Origin of the sequence: Streptomyces sp. 13-12-16, from assembly GCF_002114215.1 — a bacterium.
Lineage (GTDB): Bacteria > Actinomycetota > Actinomycetes > Streptomycetales > Streptomycetaceae > Streptomyces.
Map to the genome: position 1 here is coordinate 1,206 of NZ_NCTE01001483.1, position 237 is coordinate 1,442.

1 protein-coding gene is annotated in these 237 nt (G+C 78.5%); it reads left to right on the top strand.

The features are described 5' to 3' along the window. On the top strand, positions 1–237 hold a 237-nt coding region (locus B7767_RS47120; protein ID WP_179167563.1), incomplete at both ends, for a hypothetical protein.

The following is a 237-nucleotide window of genomic DNA, read 5'->3' on the forward strand; positions in this document are numbered from 1 at the left end:
ACCTGGTCCGGCGCCGCGCCGACGGCGCCGTCGAGTACCTCGGGCGCACCGACCGGCAGGTCAAGATCCGCGGCAACCGCGTCGAACCCGGCGAGATCGAGGCGGTGCTGAACGGTCTGCCGGGCGTGGACCGGGCGGCCGTGATCGCCCGCGACGGCACCCTGACCGCGTACGCCGTGCCCGCGCCCGACGCCGGCCCGGTGGACGCCGGGAGCCTGCGCGCGGCGCTCGCGGACG